Below are 19,354 nucleotides of genomic sequence, written 5' to 3'. Positions count from 1 at the left end.
AGGCAGCCCGGTTAATACAGTCAACTGCGATATCTAAAACAGCTGACTGTTAAGGTGCAGGTGGACCATAATGCCGGCCGCGTATCCGAGCGCAATCACAGGTGCCCATTTTAGATGACCAAAGAAAGTATATTTTCCTCGAGAAGCTCCCATCAGGGCGACACCAGCAGCTGAACCGATAGACAGCATGCTGCCGCCGACTCCCGCCGTTAAAGTCACTAATAACCAGTTACCCAGAGACATTTCCGGCTCCATGGTTAAGACGGCAAACATAACCGGAATATTATCTACAATCGCAGATAAGGCGCCAACCATAATGTTGGCGGAAACTGGATTCCACTGGCTATACATAATTTCAGAGACCAGATCTAAATATCCTAATAAGTTTAATCCTCCGACGCACATAACAACGCCGTAAAAGAACAGCAGTGTATCCCACTCCGCATCAGAGATACGTTTAAATACATTAAAAGGTACGACATAACCAATTCGCCTGAGTGCCGCTTCATCATTATTGGCTATTGCTTGTCTGGTTTTTTTGGCCAGCGAGCTGGCCAGTGTGCGGCGCAGGAAATATGCGAAGAACTGTAAATAAGCCAGCCCCATCATCATTCCGATTACCGGAGGGAAATGCATTACTGCATGGAAACCCACTGCAGTTGCTATGGTTAATAAAAACAACAGAACAATACGCCGGGCACCGCGTTTGAGTTCAATATATTCATTGATTGTATTCGGCTGTGTCTTAGGTACAAATAGAGACATAATTAAAGCGGGAATTAAATAGTTGACCAGAGAAGGAAAGAATAATGTTAAAAATTCACTAAAGTTTACCAGTCCAGTCTGCCAGACCATTAAGGTGGTAATATCACCAAACGGGCTGAATGCACCGCCGGCGTTGGCCGCAACCACAATATTGATACACGCAAGATTAATAAATTTACTGTTGTTTCCTGCTACTTTCATCACCACTGCACACATTAACAATGCCGTTGTTAAGTTATCGGCAATGGGGGAAATGACAAAAGATAAGATACCGGTCAGCCAGAAAAGGGTTCTGTAACCGAAACCTCTGCTTACCATCCATGACTGTAATGCATCAAATAAGCGTCGTTCTTCCATGGCATTTATATAAGTCATAGCGACTAATAAAAACAGCAGCAGTTTAGAATATTCGAGTAAGTTGTGCTCTATGGCTGCCTGGGCAATTTCTGTTTGCCCCTGCTGCTTCAGCACACAGCCGATCATAAGCCAGATTAACCCGGCAGCCAGCAGTACAGGTTTGGATTTATGCAGATGTAAAAACTCTTCTCCCATTACCAGGCAGTAAGCAAGAGTAAAAAAAAGCAACGAGGCATAACCGACAGGTGCATTTGTTAAGTCGAGTGTCTGCGTTGCGGAAAGTGCCGCCGGGGAGCTCAGTATTGCTAAGCCTGCTAATATTATCTGTTTTATTTTCATGTTTAATATCAGCTCCTTGAGGAAATGTCAGGTTAATAATAGTACAGACAGGCATGTTTGCAGGAAGAGAATATGATGTGCGCCAAATAATTTAAATTTTTATTTTTAGAGGGGAAATAAGGTGTCTTTGTCAGTGCATAACAGGGAATAAGTGAACAGCAGTTTAATGCGGCAGGGGCGTGCCGGGATTTATTATTTGGGGGTTTGTAAGAGAATTTTTATTCTGTTGTCATATTCCAATATGTCAAAATCACTGCCCCAATATTTTTTAATCAAACGCTCTATTAAGCCGCTTTGCTGTGCTTTTATCATAGCCTGTTCAATTACGTTTTTATATCGACTGCCGGCGTTTATACCCGTATTGCTGAGGTAAAAACGAAAATCCCGGTCGTAGATTAAAACCAGGCGTTTTTCTATTGCTAAATTAGGGTGCTGCTGCGCTTCCATAAGGATCTCATTGATGCCTCTGGGAAAGTAATTATGCCGGGTGCCCTGCTCAATCATTCTGAAAATTTGTTTCCAGCTGCCGGAGTGCTCCTTATAGGCAAGATCATTTTCCTGCCAGACCTTAACGTCAAACCATTTTTTTCCTAAATGTGCCACAAAGTTTAAATTTTGAAAATCTTCAATATTTTCCACTGATTTAAATAAATGCTGATCGCCTTTTTTAATAAATAAAATTCTTTTACCGATTAGTTTATTGGTAAGTCCGATCTCAATAGGAATGTAGCGCTGGTTTCTCTGCTCAGACTCAACCATCCAGTACAGGCTGATTAAGCCGTGCTGCAGATAACTTTTAATTCTCAGCTGCGGAAGCCGGGAAGCAATAAGATTTGGGGTATGTCCAATTTCTTGAATCGCCGTTTCCAGCAGTTCATGGTAGAACAGGTGCTGCTCAAGGCTCTCTTCAAGAACCGGGACATGCAGGGTTATCACATCTGAAACTGCCTTGGTTGAAAGCAGTGAAAAAGACAATACAGATACAGTTAATAAGGTTAATAGTTTTTTTAACATAACCTTTCCTTGCCGTTCGAAGCTTAGACGTTTTACTCTTGTTCTTTTCTGATCTTAGTACGCTTTGCCTGTCGACTGTTATATATCGGCAATGCAGCTGATCATGGTACAATGCTTAAAGCGGGACTGCGGTTGTCAGAAGACAATAAAGCATAGCTAAAAGATAGGAGTAATTATCAAATCAGTCAAAAAGAGGAGACCGCGGCTGAGCACTTCTACAGTCGCCGGACTGGTGGATTTTCTCAGAGGGCTAACAAGTGACGGCTGATTAAGTGCTTTTATCTTTTAATTCAATTATTTTTCGTATTCTTGTTTCCCAAGCTGTCTTCCAGTTCAATTCGAACTAGTAAAGCGTAGTGTCTGCCGAATGCATGCTGGCGACGCTTGATGATATATCTATCAGTTTTAAACTAAATTATTTTTCGTATTCCTGCTTCATCTGCCAGTCTTCCAGTTCAACTAACACCAGCAGTGCGCCGTGTCCGCCGAACTCGAGCGGTGCTTGGTGAAAGGCTAAAATATCCGGGTGCTGAGCAAGCCATAGAGGCACTTGTTTTTTCAAAATATGTTTACCAACACCGTGCAGCACGCTGCAGCAGTACAATCCCTCTTTTTTACAACAGGCGATTAATGCGCCTAATTCACGCTTGGCTTCTTCTTGTGTCAGGCCATGCATATCGAGGATGATTTCCGGTGCAAAATCACCGCGTCTTATCTGTTTTACTAAATACTTGTCAGCATCTTCACGGCAGTAACGAACCGGGCCTTCTTCCGGCAGGTGAGGTTCAAAAGCATCGGAGAAATGATTTGCCTCGAGTGATTCTTCGCGTTTTTGTTTGATGACTTCTTTTTTCTTCATGTTTTTAGTCGGTAATTTTATGGTATCCTGTTGCAACTTTTTGATACCTGAAAACTCAGCGCTGAATAGCGAAAAATCATCGTTTTTATTTTTATTAGTCATGGCCTTTCCTATGCTGATTACTTGAATAAAACAAAGTTGCGTGAGTTTACCTTAATTGGAGAATAAGTTGGATACGATTTTTACAGATGAAGCTGTTAATGAGCTGGTTACCATTCAGGATATGCTGCGCTGGGCGGCAACCGAGTTTAACCGCGCCGGTATTTTTTACGGCCATGGAACAGACAACGCGTGGGATGATGCGCTTCAGCTTATATTACCTTCATTGAATTTAGCCATGGACAGTCATGACAGCGTTCTGCAGTCGCGCCTAACCAGACGCGAACGGGAAATGTTAGCTGAGCTGATTGTTATGCGTATTGAGAAACGTATTCCGGTTGCATACTTAACTAATACAGCCTGGTTTGCAGGTTTAGAGTTTTATGTTGACGAGCGTACTTTAGTACCGCGATCCCCATTTGCCGAGTTAATTAAATCGCAGTTTGCACCCTGGGTTGAAGAAGCGCCCAAACGTATTCTGGATCTGTGCACCGGCAGTGCATGTATTGCGATTGCCTGTGCTTATGCTTTCCCGGAAGCGGAAGTGGATGCCGTTGATATATCAGAAGATGCTTTAGATGTTGCGGAAATTAATATTCAGGGGCATGGGCTTGAGCAGCAGGTTTTCCCGATTCAGTCAGATCTTTTTTCCGGCATTGAGCAGGAAAAATACGATTTAATTGTTTCAAATCCGCCTTATGTTGACGCAGAAGATATGGCAAACTTACCTGAAGAGTTCAAGCATGAGCCTGAGCTGGGCTTAGCCTGCGGCTTTGACGGTTTAGACTTAGTACGTAAAATGCTCCAGCAGGCGAGCAGTAAATTAAATGAAAACGGTGTGTTATTTGTTGAAGTCGGTAATTCACAGGTACACCTGCAGCAGGCTTATCCAGACGTTCCATTTACCTGGATCGAATTCAAAGCAGGCGGGCATGGTGTATTTGTCTTAACAAAAGCACAGCTTGACGCCGCCGAGTTTTAATTTCGGCCGGCGCAATATTTCACAGAATAGAGGTAGAGCCTCTGTTTTAAAATCACAAACAAGCGGGAAATAATCATGGCAGGAAGCAGTATTGGTCAGCTTTTTAAAGTAACCACATTTGGTGAAAGTCACGGTGCGGCTCTAGGTTGTATCGTTGATGGTATTCCACCAAGTTTAGAGATTTGTGAAGCAGATCTGCAGCACGATTTAGACAGGCGTCGTCCAGGACAGTCGCGTTATACTACGATGCGCCAGGAAGGGGATCAGGTTAAGATTTTATCCGGTGTATTTGAAGGTAAAACAACCGGCTGCAGCATAGGTTTGTTAATTGAGAATACCGATCAGCGTTCAAAAGACTATTCGGCGATCAAAGATCTGTTCCGCCCGGGTCATGCTGATTACACTTACCATCAGAAATACGGACACCGTGACTACCGCGGCGGCGGCCGTTCATCGGCGCGTGAAACGGCAATGCGTGTAGCTGCCGGTGCGATTGCGAAAAAATATTTAAAAGAGCATTTCGGCATTGAGATCCGCGGTTATTTAAGTCAGCTAGGGGATATTACACCTGATATAATTGACTGGAATGAAATTGAAAACAATCCGTTTTTCTTTCCTGATACATCGAAATTAGAAGCGCTTGAAGATTACATGAAAGCTTTGATTAAAGAGGGCAATTCAGTAGGCGCTAAAGTGTCTGTAGTTGCTTCCGGTGTACCAGTTGGCTTAGGTGAACCGGTATTTGACCGTTTAGATGCAGAGCTTGCACACTCATTAATGAGCATTAATGCCGTTAAAGGTGTGGAGATTGGCGACGGTTTTGCCGTTGCAGCACAAAAGGGTACTGAGCATCGTGATGAAATGACCCCGGACGGTTTCTTATCCAATCATGCCGGCGGTATATTAGGCGGCATTTCAACCGGCCAGGATATTATCGCGCATATTGCCTTAAAACCGACATCAAGTCTGACTATTCCCGGACGCACTATTACAACTGACGGCGAGCAGACTGAGATGATCACTAAAGGACGTCACGATCCTTGTGTTGGTATTCGTGCCGTGCCGATTGCTGAAGCGCAGATGGCGATAACCCTGCTGGATCATCTGCTGCGCCATCGTGCACAGAACCTGCATGTGACAACCAATACACCTTTTATTAAATAATCGTTTATTTTTTATTAGTGAAGAAAACGCATTAGGTATTTTTTACTTAATGCGTTTTTTTATGGCTAAAAGGGCAGTTTCCAGTTCTGTGCAAACTCAATAAACTGCTTTAATAACGGGCTCTGGTACTTTTCTTTATGCCGGATCAGCCAGTAATCACGTGTCATGGTGATATCTTCACCAAGCTTTAAATCCAGCTGCACCAGGCGTTTATCTTTAAGTGCATGGCGTGCGGCTAATTTCGACATACAGCTGATACCTAATCCTGCTGAAACACAGTTAATAATTGCTTCTGTAGTATTCAGCTCTAGTGACACTTCATAATCTGTCAGTTTTTCACCTATCTGTTTTAAGAAAAAGTCACGGGTACCGGAGCCGTGTTCACGTAAAATCCACTGCTGGTTTTCCAGCTCATTTAAGGTGATCTGTTGCTCTTGTGCAAGCGGGTGTCCGGCATGGCAGACTATCAGCATTTCATCCTGCAGCCAGCGGCTTGACTGCAGTTCGCTGTCAAAGATATTGGCTTCAACTAAGCCAATATCGAGTTCATAATCTTTCAGCTGTTGAGCAATAAATGCGCTGTTATCAATTAACAAAGACTGACGGCTTTGACTAGAGGTGACTCTGAAATCACCCAGCAGAGAGGGGATTACGTGGTTGCCGATAGTATTACTTGAACCTATCTTCAGCTTACCGCTGCTTTGAGCTGCCGGTTTGAATAAGCGGCTTATCTCTTTACTGCGTTCAATCTGTTCATCCGCCAGGGGCTGCAGCTGTCTGCCCTGTTCATTAATGATTAAGCGGTTATTTTTACGTTCAAAGAGTTTATGACCTAACTGTTTTTCTAATTCGGCCAGTGCCATGCTGACCGCTGGTTTACTGATAAAAAGCTTTAAGGCTGCGGCTGTAATGGTTTTTTCCTGAGTAATACAGATAAAAACCTGTAACTGTTTTAAGGTAATATGCACATACACCTCTGCGCGATTGAGTAGAGCGGCTGCTTACACTGCATTGATGGTAAGTTTTATTTAACGTTTGGTTAAATAGTTTAAGCTATTTTTAATAATAGCGGCAGTTTATAATCATTTTATATTAAAACCAGCGAGGGGTTGTCATGCTGAAAAAAGTAAATACTTCTTTATCTAATACACCGACAGCTTTGGCCGGCCTTGCTTTAGGTATTGCAAGTTTGGGCTGGTGCTGGGAAAACCAGGCGGATCTGTATGGTAAAGGACAAATGTTTGGTGCACTAGTCGGCGGAGCTTTATTAATCCTGCTGCTGCTTAAATTTATTGTTAATCCTGGTTTATTAAAACAGGATTTAAGTCATCATATGAGCGGCAGCGTGGTACCTACATTTGCCATGGCGACCATGATTGTGGCGAAAAATATAGGCCGTTTTGATCATTCCTTAGCCCAAGCTTTATGGCTGACAGCAATTGTGCTGCACCTGATTTTTTTAAGCGTTTTTATCTATTACCGCTGTAAAAATTTCACTGTAGAGCATATTTTACCAAGCTGGTTTATTCCGCCGGTAGGCATAGTAGTGGCGGCTGTTTCATTCCCCGGCGGTGTTTTTGTTTCGCTTGCGCAAACGCTGTTTGTGTTCGGCCTGGCAGCCTACGCAGTATTGCTGCCTGTTATGCTGTACCGTTTATTTTTCACCACCACTATTGCAGATAATGAAAAGCCGACGATTGCGATATTTGCCGCGCCTGCCAGTTTATTATTAGCAGGTTATTTAACCATTGCTGAAAATCCGCATCATCTGCTGGTGGTTATATTAGGCGGGCTGGCGGTGCTGATGACCTTCTTTATCTATTTCGCTTTTACTAAACTGTTACGCCTGCCTTTTAGTCCGGCTTATTCTGCCTTTACCTTTCCTTTAGTGATTGGTGCAACGGCTATGTATAAAACGGCTGCTTATTTATCTGCCTCTCAATTTGATCCGCAGCTGGCAGTTATGGCTGGACGTTTAGCTGATATTGAACTGCTGATTGCAACTTTGATGGTGGCTTATGTGTGTTTGAGATATCTTGTGCATTTTTCGGCTGCTCGCGGGCGGTTAATCTGCCGCTGAGATAGGAGGAAAGAATAAAAAGCCCGGAAACAGATCCCAAGAGGCCACGGCAGTCTAATTTAGGTTGCCAGAAGGCTAGCACCAACAGCAGGCACACCGTATTGATGCGCCTTACTGTTATTATTACTTAAAATTAAATTGGTACAACGTTATTTGCGCACGGTCCCTTTTGACCTTGTCCGACTTCGAACTCTACTTTCTGACCTTCATCGAGCGTTGCATAACCACCTGTTTTGATTTCGGAGTGGTGAACGAACAGATCTTTGCTTCCGTCCTCGGGGCTGATGAAACCGAAACCTTTATCTGCATTGAACCACTTTACTGTGCCCTTACTCATATCGAACTTTCCTCTGTAAACTCATATTTGCTTTACCGCAGCAATATTTTTCTGCAGTAATTCCATAAACAGCAGATACATAAACTTGGATGTGCAGGTCGTTTTCTGTACAAAATAGATAATTAGACAGTTTGCTCAACAATACGCATCAGCTGTCGACTAAATTGTAGTTCATTGTAAAAAATTGAATATAACAGTTAATTAAGTGCATTTAATTTTATGAAAAAAGCCAAAGCTATAAGCCGGTATGGGTTGAGTAAAGTGAAATTAGATAACAAAAAAGCGAAGGTGTGTTGTAGCCAGAAGTGTGTAAAAGGCTAGCTCACAAATGTCCGTCGAGTGAGCGATAATATTTGTTATCATCAATGTTTCGTTATTGACACAACGCGCGCTTTCTCCCAGTAGCGAGCGTAAAGGCCTCTTTATCCTTTCGGTATAACGTTACGACTCTATTGCCTCCAGCGACTTAGCTTAAATAGCTACGTAACTGCAATTATAATTGCAGTTACGTAGTCTTCCTAAAACACAATATACACAAAAACTTTCATTGGGCGTTGTACAACCACACTTTATATAACAGGCATTTCTGCCCAAGTGTGATAATACAAGCCCATAGTTTTCTCCTCTGTAATCAAATAATCACTGGTGAACAGGAATCAACAGCGTATTGATTTAAACAAAAGAACGGGATCTATTTGAGATGTTAATTATTGATGTAGATCTAAATATTTTTGGGTCATTATTTTTAGCCGTTTTTTCTCACATTCAGAAATAAAACTTGCTTCGATTGCATTTAAAGTAAATTGAGCAATTTCAGCTTTATTCATAGAATGTGCGTTACTCACCGCTAAAAAGTTATCCGTCATATAACCGCCAAAATAGGCAGGGTCGTCAGAATTAATCGTTACACACAGGCCCTTGCGAAGAAGATCGACTATGTTGTGCTCTTTCATAAAATCAAATACTTTGAGTTTAATGTTGGATAATGGACAAACAGTCAGGGGGATGCGTTCAGCGGCTAGTTGTTTTATTAAGGCTTGGTCCTCTGAGCAGCGAACGCCGTGATCAATGCGGGTGATTTGCAGCAAGTTCATAGCATCGTGGATGTTACTTACGGGACCCTCTTCGCCAGCATGAGCAACGGTTAAAAAACCTTGATTAATGGCTTGTTTAAATACTCTCTCAAATTTGCTCGCTGGGTGGCCAATTTCAGTTGAATCCAACCCCACAGCAATGATTTTATCTTTATGTGCTTGTGCCTGCTCCAGTGTTTTAAATGCAGACTGTTCATCTAAATGCCTTAAGAAACACATAATCAGCCTGCTGCTGATGCCTAATTCCGTCCTACCTTTTGCAAGTGCTTTATGAATACCATTGACTACAGTAGCAAAACAAATACCCCGCTCAGTATGCGCCTGCGGATCAAAAAACACCTCTGTGTGCACAACATTATCGTCTTTACAGTGCAGCAGGTAAGCCCAAGTCAGGTCAAAGAAATCCTGTTCATGAACCAGTACATTTGCCCCCTGGAAATAGATATCTAGAAATGACTGAAGATTGTGAAAATTATAAGCCTCTTTAACTTCTGTGGATGAGTTAAAAGGAATAGTAATATTGTTACGCTGTGCAAGCTCAAACATAAGCTCTGGCTCAAGCGTTCCTTCAATGTGAAGGTGCAGTTCGACTTTAGGTAAAGACTGGATAAATTTTTTCATGATTAAGCTCTTAATAAATAAAATATTACTAAGCACTTTTCTTCTGAATAACAAAACTACTAATACAAAGAGAAAAGCGCTAAAGCACTAAACTCTTCGTAATCAGGAATTATTGGTTCCTGGTAGATACCCCCAGGCCATATTACTGGGGTTATACGAAGGGAAAGCAAGTTGCAGGTATTTAAACCAACATCAAGCTCGGTATTGGATGCTACCGTATGTTGTTTCACAAGTCTATAGATAAACAGCTGGGGTTGAGACTGACCAACCAGGCCACAAACGGCAATACCATTTTTCCGGCAACAGCCGTCTGATTTGTGTCGTAAGTAAGCACTGTGACTTATAAGAAGTACTACATTCATTGTCAACAATCTCATATTTTGAAAAATAGAGATTGTATAATTAGCTCTAAACCCAATTGTGTTATGTAGTGGCTCCGATTCGATTTGACAGTTCAGTCTGTCAGGCTCAATTTAATTTAACAAATCTTCGCTCGATAACTTCCAAAGTATGGATTACTGTGATCAGATGACTTAACTGGTGCCACTTTCTATCCTTCCTAATAAATATCATAATCTTTCATCAATTGAGAAGAAACTGCAAAACCAACAATCCCCCTTGCTTAATACATCGTAATGCTAGTTGTCATTTGCTCTGAGAAAATAAATATAAAACTAGGACCTGTTGATTTAAACATTTCTTAAAACATGAAGAGTATTGTTGTAAATGAATTACGATCAATGCATATGAAAGTAGGGCTGGGCCTCTGCGTTATTAGTCATTAATGTGGAGCATACCTTGACTTAATCAAATAAATTAATAGATTTCACAAAACAGAGCCAGGAGAAATATATCCTGACCCTGAATAAATTAGACAACTCGTTGTCTTAATTGAATCAATAAAAATAAAGACCTTTGGCGTCTAGCTCGGATACAGCGTCTACGCTTATAGCGCATTAACTGTACCGACTATATTTTTTACTGTAAAACCGAACATTTCAAATAACTGATCAGCCGGTGCTGACTCGCCAAATGTTGTCATGCCGATAACTTTACCGTTTAGACCTACATATTTGTACCAAAAATCAGCAATGCCTGCTTCAATAGCAACACGTTTAGCGACAGCAGCCGGCAGTACAGACTCTTTGTATTCTGTGCTTTGTGTTTCAAACACATCAGTACAAGGAAGAGAAACAACACGTACCGCTTTACCTTGAGCTGTTAGTTCAGCGTGTGCTTCAACAGCAAGCTGTACTTCTGAACCAGTAGCAATCAAGATAATTTCAGCAGGAGCAGCACTGTCTAATAGTACGTAACCACCTTTTGCAACATCAGCTAACTGCTGTTCATCACGCGGTTGAGGTTTCAGGTTTTGACGACTGAAGATAAGCGATGTTGGACCATCAGTGCGCTCGATTGCAGATTTCCAAGAAACCGCAGACTCAACACTGTCACATGGACGCCAGGTGTCCATATTTGGCGTTAAACGCAGGCTGGCAATTTGCTCTACCGGCTGGTGAGTCGGACCATCTTCGCCAAGACCGATTGAGTCATGGGTAAATACCTGGATTGCGCGCTGCTTCATTAGTGCAGACATACGTAAACCGTTACGTGCATATTCCATAAACATCAGGAATGTTGCGCCGTAAGGAACAAAACCTTTGTGCAGCGCCATACCGTTAATAATTGCCGACATAGCAAATTCACGTACACCGTAATGCAGGTAGTTACCAGATGCATCATCAGCTGTAATGGCTTTAGTACCAGACCACATAGTTAAGTTAGACGGAGCTAAATCTGCAGAGCCGCCTAGAAGTTCAGGCAGCATAGGCGCAAATGCTTCGATACAGTTTTGTGATGCTTTACGTGTTGCGATATTAGCAGAGTCAGCTTGTAAATCAGCAATATACAGCGTTGATTTAGCTTCCCAGTCGCTTGGCATTTCACTGTTAATACGACGCTTGTATTCAGATGCCAGTTCAGGGAAAGCAGATGCATAGGCGGCAAATTTCTTATCCCAAGACTTTTCAGCAGCCTGACCGTTTGTTTTATTATCCCAGCCAGCGTAAATATCGGCAGGAATTTCAAAATCGCCGTAGTTCCAGTCTAATGCTTTACGGGTAGCAAGAATTTCTTCAGTACCAAGTGGAGCACCATGACAATCATGTGTCCCCTGTTTATTTGGAGAACCAAAGCCGATAGTTGTTTTACAACAGATCATGGTTGGTTTTGTTGTTTTAGTTTTAGCAGCTTCGATTGCCGCTTTAATTTCTTCGCGACTATGGCCATTAACTTCAAGAACATGCCAGCCGTAGGCTTCGAAACGTGCCGGAGTATCATCAGTGAACCAGCCTTCAACTTCACCATCAATAGAGATGCCGTTATCATCCCAGAATGCAATTAGCTTACCAAGACCTAACGTACCCGCTAAAGAACAAGCTTCATGGGAGATACCTTCCATCAGACAGCCATCGCCTAAGAAAGTATAAGTGTAATGATCAACGATACTGTGGCCTTCACGATTGAACTGTGCAGCTAAAGATTTTTCAGCAATCGCCATACCAACTGCGTTAGTAACACCTTGCCCTAAAGGACCGGTTGTTGTTTCTACGCCTGGCGTGTAATCATATTCAGGGTGACCCGGCGTTTTCGAGTGTAACTGACGGAAAGATTTAAGATCATCAATTGACAAATCATAACCCGATAGATGTAATAGAGAATAGATCAACATTGAACCATGTCCGTTAGACAGTACAAAACGGTCTCGGTCAGCCCACTGCGGGTTAGTCGGGTTGTGGTTTAAGAAATCACGCCATAGGACTTCAGCGATATCAGCCATCCCCATTGGGGCGCCTGGGTGGCCTGAATTAGCTTTTTGAACGGCGTCCATGCTTAGTGCTCTAATAGCATTAGCAAATCGATTGTTTTTCATAAGAGTTCCATCATAAATGAATGAAAGGACTAATAATTAGTCCTTTGAGGATAATTAAAGACGTTCTGCAATCATTTTTTCCAGTTGATTCTGGTCAAGAGCAAAATTACGGATACCTTCAGCTAGTTTGTCAATCGCCATTGGATCCTGATTATGTTCCCATAAAAATTCTGCATGGGTTAAGGGGGCCTGGAAAGTCAGAACCTTTGTTGAAGGGGCGAGTTTTCTCACTACTTCTCCATCGGTATCTGCTAACTGCTTCAGTAATTCAGGGCTAATAGTAAGTCGGTCACAACCAGCAAGCTCTAAAATTTCATCGATATTTCTAAAGCTTGCACCCATCACAACAGTTTTATAATCATTTGCTTTATAGAAGTTATATATTTTTGAAACCGACAGCACGCCCGGATCTTCCTGTGGGGCAAAATCACGCCCTTCCTTTGCTTTATGCCAATCCATAATGCGACCGACAAACGGAGAGATTAAATAGACACCGGCTTCAGCACAAGCACGCGCCTGCGCGAAAGAAAACAGTAGCGTCAGATTACAGTTGATCCCTTCTTTTTCTAAGATTTCAGCGGCTTTAATACCCTGCCAAGTTGATGCTAGTTTAATCAAAATACGATCGTTGGTAATTCCTGCATCGTTATACATCTTTATCAGCTGACGCGCTTTAATCAAACTTGCTTCTGTATCATAAGATAAACGTGCATCAACTTCGGTTGAAATACGGCCCGGTACAACTTTTAAAATCTCTTTACCAATATTAACCGTGAGCATGTCACAAGTATCTTGAATCTGCTTTTTTAGATCGTTACTTTGTGTTTTTGCATATGTTATTGCACTGTCAATCAAAGGAGCATATTCAGCAATTTTAGCTGCTTTTAATATAAGAGAAGTTTGAGCTGCTTTTAATATAAGAGAAGGGTTAGTTGTTGCATCTTGAGGTTTATATTTTTGAATTGCTTCAATATCCCCAGTGTCAGCTACAACTGTTGTTAATTTACGTAATTTGTCTAGTCTAGATGTCATATTATTAACCTTTTAAACTTATGGAGAAAACACTGAAGTACTCATTTATCCAGCTCTTTAGGTTAAGTCTAAAACTAAGAGAGTTGCTCGTTTCAATACTCAATTTATACATCCGTTCGCAAACACTTAATAATGAAGGCTCACTATCTCAAGTAAGCCTTTTAATATATTATTGTTTAAATTTCTTGTCTGACTCAATCAAGATTTTGATGGCCTCGCATGCGGCACGACAGGCGTGGCTAATACCAGAATTTTCACCTTTTGTACCAGATGCAATTAGCTCTCCTTCGTCAGGAAAAGCCATTATTCCAGAAGCTCTTGCACCTCTAAGCGAAGATATAACTAAGATCGCTGCTGCTTCCATTTCAGATAATAAGACATTGGCTTTAACCCAAATATCTTTGTTCTCTTTTGATTCATCACCTAACGGGGACATTTCAGGAAATTCAAGGCTATAAAAAGAATCAACGGTACGGCTAATACCTGAACCAAAATTAAGATTTAGGTTCTCAGCAGCTTTTATCAAGGCATCAACGACCTTTCTATCTGCTATTGCAGGATATTCAACAGGTACGTACTGTTTTGTTGTACCTTCATCACGTACTGCCCCAGTGATAATGCCACCTATCATTGCTGCATCTTTTAATTTTCTATTTACTCGCCCAGCAGTCCCTACTCGAATAAATGTATCCGCTCCACAAGCGATTAACTCTTCAACCGCTATAGCTGTAGATGGACATCCCATTCCAGTCGAAGTCACTGAAACCTTTTCTCCCAATAGAGTACCTGTCCACGTTTTGTGCTCCCTGTTGTGAGCGATTAAAACCGGATCATCTAAAAGTTCAGCTAACGCATCTGTTCTAAAAGGGTCTCCTGGTAGCAATACATATTTACCAACATCACCTTTTTTCAACTTCACGTGGGGCATTATTTCGTTATCTAGAAACATACTTGGACTCCTATACTTATCTGAATTAGTCTTTGTTTAGACATTGGAAATAAAGTATATTTGCCTGAGTTATAAAAAATAGGTCATATGACCCATCAGCTAAAATCATTTATTATCCACTTGAAAAAATTAATTTTTATGGGGAACTCTGTGACTAATCAGATCAGACCTTTAAACTCTATACCAAATGAAATATCGCACTATATGACTCAAAGAACATATGTCCAAGGGAGCCATATAATTCGGTCTAATGAACACAATGATTATTTGTTTTTTCTGACAAAAGGTAAGGTTGAAGTCGTCCAACTTACTCATGATGGAAATGAGATATTTATCAATGAATTAAATGCTAACGACGTGTTTGGTGAGTTAGAAGTATTTGACGAAGCTTTTAAGACAAATACAGTTATCGCAAAAACAGATTGCGTTGTAGTAAAACTGCAGAGAGAACATGTTTTCGAGTGGATGAAAATTGACCGCGATTTTTCTAAATACCTTTTTGAGGTAATCGTCAATTGCTACATAAAAAAATGCGTACGCACCGATAATCTAGCTGCTCTAACAATTAAACAACGCTTGTTGATAAGCCTCTTTAAACACTATAAAAATGGTGATTTAGCATTGCTGCAAAAAAGTAAACTAATACAAGAGGTTGGCGCGCCAAAAAGAAGTTTTAATAGGGTCTTAAAAGAATGCTGTGATGAAGGTTATTTCCTTTATAGCAATAAACAATTTTCAATTGCTAACATTGAAAAAATAACTCGTTTTGCGTCTGATTTTGGTTAATTATCCCCCTGCATAATTCTATTTACCATCCCCCGTTATGCGCATTTTGGAGTAAATAACCTAAGTCGGTATGTACCCCAAACGCTTCAGCTAATAAAAATTCCACGCTCGCTTCTTCCCGAAGCGAGCAATTCAGTGAATTAGTGGAGATAGCAGATCTGCTTTCAAAACTGCGGTCTCCAGTTTGAATGTACTACCCAAATATATTTTTAAATTTTGATTTCACTTTATCTTCCAGTTTCTTGCCTTCTTCTTTAAGCTCTTCCGTTGATTTGCCTTTAAGTTTCTCCAGCTCTTTTTCGGCCTTTGCTTTAAGCTGCTCCTGCATCGCGCCGTCCATATCTAAAGCAAACTTAGGCTCAGTGAAGGTACCGGTAATCAGCAATGGTATGGTTAAGCCGCTAAGGTCAAACTGTTCAGTATCAGCACCACTTTTTGACAGCGGTGCGATGCTTAATTTGTAGTCTAAGGTTTCTTTTAAAATATCAACCAGACCTAAACCATCAAGGCGCATTACCGGTGATAACATTAAAAACTTTTGATTATTAACCAGGCCTTTTTTAATGCTGAATTTGCCGGTTAAGGACGCAAAATCTGTCTTTTTGATATTTTTTTCTGTGGGAGCCGCCTTACCTGAAAGTTTGGCCTTCAGTGAGCGGATCTCCTGCGGAATATTAACGCCGTATAGCTCACCGTCAAGCAGCTCGAAATCACCACTTCCTACTATTCCGGACTTGATTTTCGCTGCAGTTAACCCCTGACCCTTACCGGAAAAATTAAATGCTGTGGTACCGCTTAATATATCGACCTCTGCGGCATCCGTTAATAAAGGACGCAGATCCACGTTGTTAAGATGACTGGAAACTTTATATCTGTTTTTACCCTGCGCTTCGTCCACCATGGCATTAACCTTTAATAAACCTTTGTATAACTGAGCGGTTAACGGTTTAAGTTCAGCTTTACCATTTTTAATCATCAGTGTTTTATTGATTTCGCCAATCACTAATTTGTCAGCTTTCACTCCGGCAATTTTTAAGGTTCCCTGGACATCTAAGGTTTTTAAAAAGCTTAAATCAGGCTCCTGCTCTGCAGCTGGAGTTTCGCTTTGCGAGTCAGGTGTTTTGTCTGATGTCCCCGTGCTGTCTGCTGTACTGTCACTAGAGCCTGGCTGGTTTAAATAAGGGTTAAGGTCCCATTCATTGCCTTCTAAAGCGTAACGAACTTTGGTTACGGTCCCAGTTTGTACTGAGGCTGATCCTTTGAGCTGAATTTTGTCTACGTTTAACTGCAGGTTTTTAATATCTGCGGCTGCGCTGTTGAGGTTATAAGTAATGTCACTGCTGAGCACGCTGCTGACCTTACCGTTAGGTAAGGTTTTACCGCTAAAGTCTGTTTTTAATAAAAGTTTATTAAGCTGGATTGATGAAAAATCTGCAGCAACAAGCAGCTTGGACTGTAAATCAATATGGCCGTCCATTTCAGCCACCATTACATCAGTTAATACTGATAAATCGGCTTCTTTACCTAAAGCAAATTCACCAAGACGAATATGACTGATATTGAGTTTAGTGCTTGAGGAAACTGTTAGGTCTTGAATTTCAATAACTGCATTATTGATATTGATGCCCGCCAGCTGCACTTTATCTGCTGTAAATGTGCCTGATTTCCCTTCAGAGCTGGATTCAGTACTTTCTTGAGATGCATCAGTTGTGGTTGAAGCGGCACTTGCTGTGCTCATATTATCAAGGTTCGAACGTCCGTTTTTATCTGTGATCAGATTTAAAACAAAACCGTTAAGTGTTAGTTCACTTATCTGTATCTGGCCTTTAAACAGGGGCATAATATCTAAACCAAGTGAAGCCTGGTCAATTTTAACCAGGTGTTTACGGTTAAAGCCATCTAGGTTATTCAGTTCAATTTCACCGCTGCTGAAGCCCAGCTGCGGATAAAAAGTCCAGCCGATATCACCGTTAATCAGTAAATCGCGGTTAATGGTATTTTTAACCTGTGTTTGGATCTCTTCTTTATAATCATTCGGATCGACTACCGTCAGCAAAATAACTACGGCCAAAACAAGCAGGGTAATTAGCCCTGCAAATAATTTAATAAACAGTTTCATCGATTTTTCCTTTTAAGTATCAATGATCAAGAGTGTAATAATTTTACAATCTAATTGTAATTCAATTTAATTATTATTCATCTATTGTAGTTGAAATAAGCGTCAGCTTAGCGGCAGTTCTGTGGTGTATTTGAGCTGCTCCATGGCGAAACTGGAATTTACATCGGTCAGACCGCTGACGTTATTAACCAGTTTCTTATAAAATCGGTCGTAGCTGCGCATATCAGAGACTAATACTTTGAGCAGATAGTCGTATTCGCCGGCCATTCGGTAAAACTCCATGACCTGAGCAAAACCTTTTACCTGCAGCACAAATTCTTCTAACCAGGTTTCAGAATGCTGCTGGGTTTTAATCTGCACAAAGGCAATCAGCTCTAAGCCTATTTTCTGCGGGTTTAACAAAGCGACGCGTCTGCTGATAACCCCCTCGTTTTCAAGGCGTTTAATGCGGTTCCAGCAGGGGGTGGTGGTCAGGTTTAACTGCTCTGCAATCTGTTGTAAAGATAATGAGGCATCCTGCTGGAGCAGACTTAAAATTTGTTTATCGGTATTATCAATCGGCATTAATATCTCTCTATTGAGGAGCATGGGGAAGTATTTTCTATACATTTCATAATTGTAGAATAATTTTCCTTTATTGTGTGATTTAATAATTATTTAAGGAACTATTTCTTCTTCCATTTACTTAAGATTGATTCATCAAATCAACGCGATAAATAAAAGGCAGGGTCGATGATGAATGAACAACGTACTTGGGTAGCGAATGCAATTGCAAAAATTCAGGCTGACTTTCAGCGCAGTGCAGATACACATCTTATCAAAGTGAATTTACCGCAGCTTGCCGGTATTGATATTTATCTAAAAGATGAAAGTACGCATCCGACGGGAAGTTTAAAACACCGTTTAGCACGCTCTCTGTTTTTGTATGCTTTATGTAACGGTAAAATTCAACAGGGTACGACGATAATTGAATCATCATCGGGCAGTACTGCCATTTCTGAAGCTTATTTTGCCCGCCTGTTAGGGCTTAAGTTTATCGCTGTAATGGCTAAAAGCACCAGCCAGGAGAAAATCGAACAGATTAAAATGTACGGCGGTGAATGTTTTTTAGTTGACTCTACGGAAATGATTTATGCGGAATCAGAAAAGTTAGCCAAAGAACTTAATGGTTATTATATGGATCAGTTTACTCATGCTGAGCGCGCAACAGACTGGCGCGGCAATAATAATATTGCTGATTCTATTTTTCAGCAGATGCAGCTTGAGCCGCACCCGATTCCTAAGCACATTGTGATGAGTGCAGGCACTGGCGGCACCAGTGCAACGATCGGCCGCTATTTGCGTTATCACCAGTTAGATACCAGCCTTACTGTCGTTGATCCTGAAAACTCGGTATTTTTAGATTACTTTAAAAGTGCAGACAGCAGTTTAACCAGCTGTCTGGGCAGTAAAATAGAGGGCATTGGCCGTCCTCGTGTTGAACCTTCATTTATCGCTTCAGTGGTGGATGAAATGATCCGCGTGCCGGATGCTGCGTCTGTTGCAGTAACCTTATGGTTAGAAAAAGTATTAGGGCGTAAAGTCGGGGCAAGTACCGGTACCAATATGTATGGTGTATTAAAGCTTGCTCAGGAGATGCAGTCAAAAGGTCAGACGGGTTCGATTGTGACACTGCTGTGTGACAAAGGTGATCGTTACCTGGACAGCTATTTTAACCCTGAATGGGTGGAGAATAATATCGGTGATGTATCTCCTTATCTAGCACACCTGGATAACTTTTTACAAAACGGCTCGTCTCTGGATTTTTAAATAGTCACTAGAAGGG

At 41.3% G+C, this 19,354-nt stretch carries 16 protein-coding genes and 1 riboswitch; of the genes, 5 read left to right on the top strand and 11 right to left on the bottom strand.

Annotated features, from left to right (window positions below; translation table 11 throughout):
* Positions 1–33: 33 nt before the first annotated feature.
* The 3 genes from nhaD to smrB all read right to left on the bottom strand — a co-directional run bounded on the left by nhaD (position 34) and on the right by smrB (position 3,436).
* Positions 34–1,461 carry a sodium:proton antiporter NhaD gene (gene nhaD, locus G327_RS0101300; protein WP_019612955.1) on the bottom strand — a complete coding sequence of 476 codons (1,428 nt, stop codon included), beginning with the start codon at positions 1,459–1,461 and terminating at the stop codon, positions 34–36.
* Positions 1,462–1,653: 192 nt separating this feature from the next.
* The gene (locus G327_RS23825) at positions 1,654–2,475 is read right to left on the bottom strand and encodes a hypothetical protein (RefSeq protein WP_019612954.1); all 822 of its coding nucleotides are present in this window, start codon (positions 2,473–2,475) and stop codon (positions 1,654–1,656) included.
* Between the two features lie 415 nt (positions 2,476–2,890).
* A complete protein-coding gene (gene smrB, locus G327_RS0101290) occupies positions 2,891–3,436 on the bottom strand; it encodes an endonuclease SmrB (protein WP_019612953.1) in 546 nt (181 codons plus the stop codon).
* A 67-nt stretch (positions 3,437–3,503) separates the two neighbouring features.
* Here smrB and prmB point away from each other — a divergent pair, with 67 nt between their 5' ends.
* Both prmB and aroC read left to right on the top strand, forming a co-directional pair.
* The gene (prmB, locus tag G327_RS0101285; RefSeq protein ID WP_019612952.1) at positions 3,504–4,415 is read left to right on the top strand and encodes a 50S ribosomal protein L3 N(5)-glutamine methyltransferase; all 912 of its coding nucleotides are present in this window, start codon (positions 3,504–3,506) and stop codon (positions 4,413–4,415) included.
* 75 nt (positions 4,416–4,490) lie between these two features.
* Complete coding sequence (gene aroC, locus G327_RS0101280) at positions 4,491–5,579, top strand: chorismate synthase (protein ID WP_019612951.1); 1,089 nt, start codon at positions 4,491–4,493, stop codon at positions 5,577–5,579.
* A gap of 65 nt (positions 5,580–5,644) precedes the next feature.
* On the opposite strand, the gene G327_RS0101275 is transcribed toward aroC, so the two are convergent.
* The gene (locus G327_RS0101275) at positions 5,645–6,547 is read right to left on the bottom strand and encodes a LysR family transcriptional regulator (protein WP_019612950.1); all 903 of its coding nucleotides are present in this window, start codon (positions 6,545–6,547) and stop codon (positions 5,645–5,647) included.
* 146 nt (positions 6,548–6,693) lie between these two features.
* Here G327_RS0101275 and G327_RS0101270 point away from each other — a divergent pair, with 146 nt between their 5' ends.
* The gene (locus G327_RS0101270) at positions 6,694–7,659 is read left to right on the top strand and encodes a TDT family transporter (protein ID WP_019612949.1); all 966 of its coding nucleotides are present in this window, start codon (positions 6,694–6,696) and stop codon (positions 7,657–7,659) included.
* Between the two features lie 133 nt (positions 7,660–7,792).
* Here the strand turns inward: G327_RS0101270 and G327_RS0101265 are convergent, their stop codons facing one another.
* The 5 genes from G327_RS0101265 to G327_RS0101245 all read right to left on the bottom strand — a co-directional run bounded on the left by G327_RS0101265 (position 7,793) and on the right by G327_RS0101245 (position 14,624).
* A complete protein-coding gene (locus G327_RS0101265; protein ID WP_019612948.1) occupies positions 7,793–7,996 on the bottom strand; it encodes a cold-shock protein in 204 nt (67 codons plus the stop codon).
* A 707-nt stretch (positions 7,997–8,703) separates the two neighbouring features.
* Positions 8,704–9,711 carry an adenosine deaminase gene (locus tag G327_RS0101260; RefSeq protein ID WP_019612947.1) on the bottom strand — a complete coding sequence of 336 codons (1,008 nt, stop codon included), beginning with the start codon at positions 9,709–9,711 and terminating at the stop codon, positions 8,704–8,706.
* Positions 9,712–9,790: 79 nt separating this feature from the next.
* Positions 9,791–9,890: riboswitch (purine riboswitch) on the bottom strand.
* Between the two features lie 767 nt (positions 9,891–10,657).
* On the bottom strand, positions 10,658–12,643 hold the full coding sequence (gene tkt / locus G327_RS0101255; protein ID WP_019612946.1) for a transketolase: 1,986 nt from the start codon (positions 12,641–12,643) through the stop codon (positions 10,658–10,660).
* A gap of 54 nt (positions 12,644–12,697) precedes the next feature.
* Positions 12,698–13,675: a transaldolase gene (gene tal / locus G327_RS0101250; protein ID WP_019612945.1), complete on the bottom strand. Its 978-nt coding sequence runs from the start codon at positions 13,673–13,675 to the stop codon at positions 12,698–12,700.
* A gap of 169 nt (positions 13,676–13,844) precedes the next feature.
* Positions 13,845–14,624 carry a nucleoside phosphorylase gene (locus G327_RS0101245; RefSeq protein ID WP_019612944.1) on the bottom strand — a complete coding sequence of 260 codons (780 nt, stop codon included), beginning with the start codon at positions 14,622–14,624 and terminating at the stop codon, positions 13,845–13,847.
* Positions 14,625–14,774: 150 nt separating this feature from the next.
* Between G327_RS0101245 and G327_RS0101240 the strand changes: the two genes are divergently transcribed.
* Positions 14,775–15,410 carry a Crp/Fnr family transcriptional regulator gene (locus tag G327_RS0101240; protein WP_169337214.1) on the top strand — a complete coding sequence of 212 codons (636 nt, stop codon included), beginning with the start codon at positions 14,775–14,777 and terminating at the stop codon, positions 15,408–15,410.
* A gap of 193 nt (positions 15,411–15,603) precedes the next feature.
* Here G327_RS0101240 and G327_RS0101235 read toward each other — a convergent pair whose 3' ends face one another.
* Together G327_RS0101235 and G327_RS0101230 are read right to left on the bottom strand one after the other, a co-directional pair.
* On the bottom strand, positions 15,604–17,529 hold the full coding sequence (locus G327_RS0101235; protein WP_019612942.1) for an AsmA family protein: 1,926 nt from the start codon (positions 17,527–17,529) through the stop codon (positions 15,604–15,606).
* 102 nt (positions 17,530–17,631) lie between these two features.
* Complete coding sequence (locus G327_RS0101230) at positions 17,632–18,093, bottom strand: Lrp/AsnC family transcriptional regulator (protein ID WP_019612941.1); 462 nt, start codon at positions 18,091–18,093, stop codon at positions 17,632–17,634.
* 168 nt (positions 18,094–18,261) lie between these two features.
* On the opposite strand from G327_RS0101230, the gene G327_RS0101225 reads away from it, so the two are divergent.
* Entirely contained in the window at positions 18,262–19,338 is a 1,077-nt protein-coding gene (locus G327_RS0101225; protein WP_019612940.1) for a PLP-dependent cysteine synthase family protein, read from the top strand.
* Positions 19,339–19,354: the final 16 nt, after the last annotated feature.

The organism is Psychromonas ossibalaenae ATCC BAA-1528, from assembly GCF_000381745.1.
Taxonomy (GTDB): domain Bacteria; phylum Pseudomonadota; class Gammaproteobacteria; order Enterobacterales; family Psychromonadaceae; genus Psychromonas; species Psychromonas ossibalaenae.
This window is presented reverse-complemented; position numbering and strand designations above follow the sequence as displayed.